At 67.3% G+C, this 6,642-nt stretch carries 7 protein-coding genes; 1 reads left to right on the forward strand and 6 read right to left on the reverse strand.

Features of this window, described 5'->3' with window-relative positions; genetic code table 11:
- The 5 genes from dnaB to rpsF all read right to left on the reverse strand — a co-directional run.
- Positions 1–2,287: replicative DNA helicase (gene dnaB, locus U0R18_RS21510; protein ID WP_526372305.1), on the reverse strand; the 2,287-nt coding region annotated here is incomplete at its 3' end.
- 513 nt (positions 2,288–2,800) lie between these two features.
- A complete protein-coding gene (rplI, locus tag U0R18_RS21515; protein WP_526372307.1) occupies positions 2,801–3,250 on the reverse strand; it encodes a 50S ribosomal protein L9 in 450 nt (149 codons plus the stop codon).
- An 11-nt stretch (positions 3,251–3,261) separates the two neighbouring features.
- A complete protein-coding gene (gene rpsR, locus U0R18_RS21520; RefSeq protein WP_526372309.1) occupies positions 3,262–3,516 on the reverse strand; it encodes a 30S ribosomal protein S18 in 255 nt (84 codons plus the stop codon).
- Between the two features lie 38 nt (positions 3,517–3,554).
- Positions 3,555–4,064: a single-stranded DNA-binding protein gene (gene ssb / locus U0R18_RS21525; RefSeq protein WP_526372311.1), complete on the reverse strand. Its 510-nt coding sequence runs from the start codon at positions 4,062–4,064 to the stop codon at positions 3,555–3,557.
- 84 nt (positions 4,065–4,148) lie between these two features.
- On the reverse strand, positions 4,149–4,439 hold the full coding sequence (gene rpsF / locus U0R18_RS21530; RefSeq protein WP_240261493.1) for a 30S ribosomal protein S6: 291 nt from the start codon (positions 4,437–4,439) through the stop codon (positions 4,149–4,151).
- Between the two features lie 105 nt (positions 4,440–4,544).
- Between rpsF and U0R18_RS21535 the strand changes: the two genes are divergently transcribed.
- Positions 4,545–5,450, forward strand: a complete 906-nt coding sequence (locus U0R18_RS21535) for an alpha/beta hydrolase (RefSeq protein WP_526372313.1) — start codon at positions 4,545–4,547, stop codon at positions 5,448–5,450.
- A 7-nt stretch (positions 5,451–5,457) separates the two neighbouring features.
- On the opposite strand, the gene U0R18_RS21540 is transcribed toward U0R18_RS21535, so the two are convergent.
- Positions 5,458–6,642, reverse strand: a 1,185-nt coding sequence (locus U0R18_RS21540) for a glycosyltransferase family 87 protein (protein WP_526372315.1), incomplete at its 5' end; no start/stop codon positions are given.

The raw sequence follows: 6,642 nt of genomic DNA on the forward strand, positions 1-6,642 counted from the left end.
GCCGCAAGAACAACGCCACCTGATCGTTCGGCAACGCGAAAACCTGTGCCGGAACGAACTTCTCGTAACTGCGAAGCCCGAATAGTCCTAGCCTGTCCAGCCACGCCGCGATCGGGTTCCGCTTTCCGTGGGTCAACCGGTACGGCGCCGGCAGGCGCAACGTGGTCACGCGCGCCGCGGCGTAGTCGTCGCGGATCGCTGTCACGCCGAAGTGCGCGGCGGCCGTCGTGACCGCGGCCAGATTCTGCTCGTCGATCGACGCGTACCGAATGGGCTGACGCTTCACGCACGACCCGTCGCCGATCATGTGTGCCAGCAGGATGATTTCTTCGTCGGCCATCCGCTGGGTCCGGACCGGTTCGGGAACCCGGCGCGGGGCCGCAACCCGGGCACCAACGGCCAACTCGCCCAACGGGACCCACCCGTCCAGCGTCATGAACGGATGGTTGGCGGTGGCCTCGACCTCGCGCCCGGACGCCAATCGAACCTTGAAGACTTCCTTGTGACCGCTGTAGAAGACGTTGGTCATCGGGCGAGCGACCATTCGCTTGCGCTCGTCCAACGACCACACCAACGGCCGCTCCCCGGTGGCCATCAGCTCGCCGAATGTCACCTCGGCGCCGGTGTCGGCCCGCAGGATTCGCGTCGAAGCCGTCAGGCAGCCCGACTCACGCAGATCGGAGACCATCGGCTTCTTGTCGGTTCGCTGCTCCGGACCGCGGTTGAGCTGAGAGATGGCAACGACGGGAACCTCGAGTTCCTTGGCCATCAGCTTGAGGCTGCGGGAGAACTCCGACACTTCCTGCTGCCGCGATTCGAACTTCTTGCCCGACGTCATCAGCTGCATGTAGTCGACGACGATGAGCCGCAGATCGGCCTTCTGGTGCAACCGGCGCGCCTTGGCGCGGATCTCCATCATGGTCAGGTTGGGCGAGTCGTCGATGAACAGCGGCGCCTCGCTGATCTCGCTCATCCGCCGCGCCAGCCGGGTCCAGTCGTCGTCACTCATGCGGCCCGATCGCATATCGGCCAGCTTGATCTTCGCCTCGGCCGACAACAGTCGCATGACGATCTCGGACTTGCTCATTTCCAGCGAGAAGATCACGCTGGCCAATTGGTGCTTGATCGAGCAGGACCGCATGAAGTCCAGGCCCAGCGTCGAGTTGTGGGTGGGCACCATGCCACTGCCAGCCAGATACAGGTGTTCGGGATTGTCCACCTGCACGCACCGCACGGGAACCGTGGCGACCCGGCGAATCCAGTTGACGCCCAACGCGGTCCGGGGCAGCGCCAAGGTGGCGGCACCACCCGCGCCCGCAGCGACCTGCCCGACGATGGTGTCCGCACCAGCCTGCAACATCGACGTGGTGCGCACCCCGTAGGCCGTGGGCCACTGGTGCTGCTCGTCGGCGACGATCACGGTGCCGTCGGAGAACTCGATCTCGAAGCACGGCCGGCCCAGCATCACATCGGTGGCGGCGACGACCCGGGTCGGGAAGCCTGTCCCGTCGAGCAACAGCTCGCCGACGCCGACGTCGCCCATCGTGGTCCAGCCGGTGGGCGTCGGCAGCGGGGTGTCGAGCGCCAGCGCCTTGCCGACACCCGGGCGTGCGGCCACGATGATCATCTGCCCGGCGTGTAGCCCGTTGGTCAGCTCGTCGAGTTCGGTGAACCCGGTGGGTACGCCGCGTGAGATGCCGCCGTTGGAGGCGATGGCGTCGATCTCGTCCATCGTGGGCTGCAGCAGATCCTCGAGCGGCACGAAGTCCTCGGAGGTCCGCCGGTCGGTCACTTCGTAGATCTCGGCCTGCGCCCGGTCGACCACCTCGGCCACATCGGCGCCCTCAGCGCCCGCGTAGCCGTACTGCACCACCCGGGTGCCCGCCTCCACCAGACGGCGCAGCAGCGCCTTCTCGGCCACGATGCCGGCGTAATAGCCGGCGTTGGCGGCCGTCGGCACGGTGGAGATCAGGGTGTGCAGATAGGGGGCGCCACCGATGCGCTTGAGCAGCCCGCGGCGATCGAGTTCGGCGGCCACCGTGACGGCGTCGGCGGGCTCACCGCGCCCGTAGAGATCCAGGACGGCGTCGTAGACATTCTGGTGCGCCGGGCGGTAGAAGTCGCCCGGACGCAGCTTCTCGAGCACGTCGGCGATGGCGTCCTTGGAGAGCAGCATGCCGCCGAGCACGGACTGCTCCGCGGCCATGTCCTGGGGTGGCTGGCGGCCGAAATCCTCCGGGGGCGGCGCCTCCCTGTCGGGGTGCCCGAGGTCGTCAACAACGGCCATTGTGGGGGCGAGCCTCCCTCCCGTGCCAGCTCGAACACCTATTCGATTTCACACCCCGGACAGTACGGGCGGCCTCCGACAGAACTCCCGGGGAGGCCGCCGCGCCGCACTGCGCCGGGTTGACGCTAGACGTTGCTGAGCGGGACGCAAACCGTGGTTGTTGATGAACCTGTGGATGGGGTGTGGACAGCTGTGTCCGGTCATGTTGAGGGGATGGGGAAAACTTGTGGATCACCGCCGACGTTTCTGACATCTCCGCTGCTGAGCGCACCACAGACCAGGGCATTTTCTGTGGATGGGAAACTCGTCGGCGTGTCGAATGAGGTTGCCATCCCGGGCGTGTTGTATTGCGGCCGACTGTTGCCTGGGTTAACAACCGGTTAGCTTCGCTGTGGACCCGACCGCCGAGTCAGTTCGCCAGGCCAGACAGCAACACCCCGGTGTGGCCCGCAATGGGCCGTCACCGGGGTGTTGTCTGGATCGGCTGTGGTGCGCCGCTACCTACTCGGCAACTTACTCACTAACTACGTCGACCGAGACCGTGGCGTTGACGCTCGGGTGCAGGCGCACCTCGACCGCGTGCTTGCCGACGGACTTGATGTGCGCCTTGGGCAGATGCACCGTGCGCTTGTCGAGGTTCGGGCCGCCGGCCTTCTTGATGGCCGCGACGATGTCGGCCGCGGTGACCGAGCCGAACAGCTTGCCCGAGTCATGCGTCTTCACCGGCAACGAGACGGCCAGGCCGCTGATCGCGGTCTTGATCTCGTTGGCGTGCTCGAGATCGCGCACGGACTTGGACTCCTGCGCGCGGCGGATGTCGTCGGCCTGACGCTGCGCGCCACGGGAGGCCACGATGGCCAGCCCGCGCGGAAGCAGGTAGTTGCGGCCGTAGCCGCCCTTGACCTCGACGGTGTCACCGGCAGAGCCGAGGTGGTCCACCTCGGCGGTGAGGATGAGCTTCATTTCCAGATCTCCTAGCGGGTGCTCGACGTGAACGGCAGCAGAGCGACCTCGCGAGCGTTCTTCACGGCCACGGCGATGTCCCGCTGGTGCTGAACGCAGTTGCCGGTGACACGACGGGCGCGGATCTTGCCGCGCTCACTGATGTAGGTGCGCAGCAGTGCGGTGTCCTTGTAGTCGATGTCCTGCCCCTTCTTGGAGCAGAACACGCACTTGCGCGTCTTGACGGGCTTTTCGGGCGCGGGGCGCCGCTTGGTGGCCTTGGCCATGTGTGTATCTCTTTCTAACTTCTACGAATTGTTCAGGATCAGAAGGGCGGTTCGTCGTCGCCGCCGGCGAAGGAACCCGATGCGGGCGCACTGCCCCAGGGGTCGTCGGCCGGCGCGCTGCCGCCGCCGCCACCGCTGGGAGCCGGGCGGGAACCGCCGCCGCCCCCGCCGCCACCGCCACGGCTGGCCTTGTTGACCTTGGCCGTCGCATACCGCAGCGAGGGTCCGACCTCGTCGACCTCGACCTCGACCACCGTGCGCTTCTCACCCTCGCGGGTCTCGAACGAACGCTGCTTGAGCCGGCCGGTGACGATGACGCGTGCCCCGCGGGTCAGGCTCTCGGCGACGTTCTCGGCCGCCTCCCGCCAGATGTTGCAGCGCAGGAACAGCGCCTCGCCGTCCTTCCACTCCCCGCTCTGACGGTCGTAGATGCGTGGGGTGGACGCGACGGTGAAGTTGGCCACCGCCGCACCCGACGGCGTGAACCGCAGTTCGGGATCGGCGGTCAGGTTTCCGACGACGGTGATGGTGGTGTCACCAGCAGCCACGGGATCATCCTCCTGGGATTGGCAGTGTGTTGCCGGTGAGCCTACGGAAGGCCAGCGACAAACACGGCATACGTCCTCTTGTGACTAGTGCTTGTCGGTCCGCATCACCTTGGTGCGCAGCACCGACTCGTTCAGGCTCAGCTGACGGTCGAGCTCGGACACCGTGGCGGGCGCAGCCTTGACGTCGATGACGGCATAGATGCCCTCGGCGTGCTTGGCGATCTCGTAGGCCAGCCGGCGACGGCCCCAGATGTCGACCTTGTCGACAGAGCCACCATCCTTGCGGACGACGTTCAGGAACGTCTCCAAGGACGGGGCGACGGTGCGCTCGTCAAGGGTGGGGTCGAGAATGACCATGATTTCGTATGGACGCATTAGAAACCCATCACCTCCTATGGTCGTTGCGGCCACGGCGTGTTCCGTGGCAGGAGGGTCGCCTGCGTCGGCAACCGGGCCAGGTTACAGGAAGGCACACTTGACATGCCAATTCAGTCCGAGCGACGCGATATCCGGTTCAGCTCCGGCGGGGTGACCTGTCGTGGCTGGCTGTATCTGCCCGACAGCCCCGAACCACCCCCGGTGATCGTCATGGGCCACGGCCTGGGCGCGGTCAAGGAGATGCGCCTGGACGCCTTCGCCGAGCGGTTCAGCGCCGCCGGCTACGCCTGCCTGGTGTTCGACTACCGCCATTTCGGCGCCAGTGACGGGGAACCGCGCCAGCTGCTCGACATCGAACTCCAGCGCGACGACTGGGCGGCGGCGGTCGCCTACGCACGCTCGCTGCCCGAGGTCGACGGCCGGCGGGTGGTGCTGTGGGGCTCGTCGTTCGGGGGTGGGCACGTGATCGCGATGGGCGCCCGGTTGCCCGGCCTCGCCGCCGTCATCGCGCAATGCCCGTTCACCGACGGGATCGCATCGGCCATTGCCACCGGTCCCGCGACCACCGCCAGATTGCTGCCCCGGATCGTCGCCGACCTGGCCGCCGCCGCTCGCGGCAAGCCGCCGGTGCTGGTGCCGTTGGCCGGGCCGCCGCGCAGCGCGGCGCTGATGACCGCACCGGATGCCGGACCCGGATTCTTGCGGCTGGTGCCGGAGGGGATGGCGTTCCGCAACGAGGCCGCCGCCCGCGTCGGCCTGCGCATCACGCTCGACAACCCGGGGCGGTCGGCGCGAAAGGTCCAGTGCCCCATCCTGTTCTGCATCTGCGACACCGACTCCGTGGCGCCCGCCGGGGCCACCGAACGGCACGCCCGCAAGGCACCGCGCGGCGAGATCAAGCATTACCCGTTCGGACACTTCGACATCTACGTCGGCGGCGGGTTCGAGCGCGCCGTGCGTGATCAGCTCGACTTCCTCGAAAGGCACGTGCCGGCCGGCCGGACCTGACCGCCCGCTACGGCGCGGCGCCCGCCGTCGCGTAGTCATGGTCGGTCGGCGGCCCGGTCAGCGGAATCGGCTTGGGCCGCAAACAGTTCGGCAGCCACCGGACCGGACGGTCGGGTGCCCCGTCATACGGCCCGCCGGCGGGGTCGTCGACGCGGCCGTGCCAGCGCACTAGGTCCAGCTCCGGCCGGTAGATCTGGCGGATCACCAGTGCGCACAGCATCATGACCGCGACGTCACGCAGCAGCACCGTGGTGGTGAACCACTGCTGGGGCAGCCCCTTGTTCTGCTCCCCGTAGAGATAGAGCATCCGCGGCACCCACACCAGGGCATCGATCGTCATCCACGCCAACAGGATCCTCCGGTGCGGCAGGGCGAGCACCGCCAGCGGCACCAGCCACAGGGAGAACTGGGGGCTCCACACCTTGTTGGTCAACAGGAAGGCGGCCACCACCAGGAAGGCCAGCTGCGCCACCCGGGGCCGCACCGGCGCCGTGAGGGCAATGTAGGCGATTGCCGCACAACACAATACGAACAGCGCGGCAACCACCGAATTGAGCACCGTCGGCGGCTGCCAGAAACCCAGGTCCGGGTCGAAGCCACGCCACCCGGTGAACGACTTGATCACGTTGTACAGCGAATCCATGTCGTCGCCACGGCGAGCATTGAGCCGGAAGAACTCCGACCAGCCACGTGGGTACATCAGCATGACCGGCAGATTCACCGCGAACCAGGCCAGTCCCGCGGCCAGCGCGGTGCGGGTGAAGTCGCCGAGGCGACTCGTCCGCAGCCCCAGTACCAGCAACGGCCCCAGCAGCAGGAGGGGATACAGCTTGGCCGAAATGCCGAGGCCGATCAGCACTCCGGCCAGCACCGGCCGCCGTCGCGCCCACGCCAGCATGGCCGCCGTCGCGAAAGCCGTTGCCAGCGCGTCGAAATTGGTGAACGCCTGGAAGATCAGGATCGGCGAGCCCGCCACCAGTGCGGCATCCCACACCCGTCGTCCGGACAGGCCCGCGGCGGCCCACACCGTCACCAGCCACGCCAACGCCAGACCGACCGCGGCGATGTCGAAGAACATCACCACCTCGGCCACAACCGGAACCGCCGCAACAGTTTTCGTCACCGCGGTATACGTCTTGGCCAACGCCATCGCGGTGTACTGATAGACGCCGGTGAGCACCGGATACTCCAT

This window comes from Mycobacterium sp. (assembly GCF_046330795.1).
GTDB lineage: Bacteria > Actinomycetota > Actinomycetes > Mycobacteriales > Mycobacteriaceae > Mycobacterium.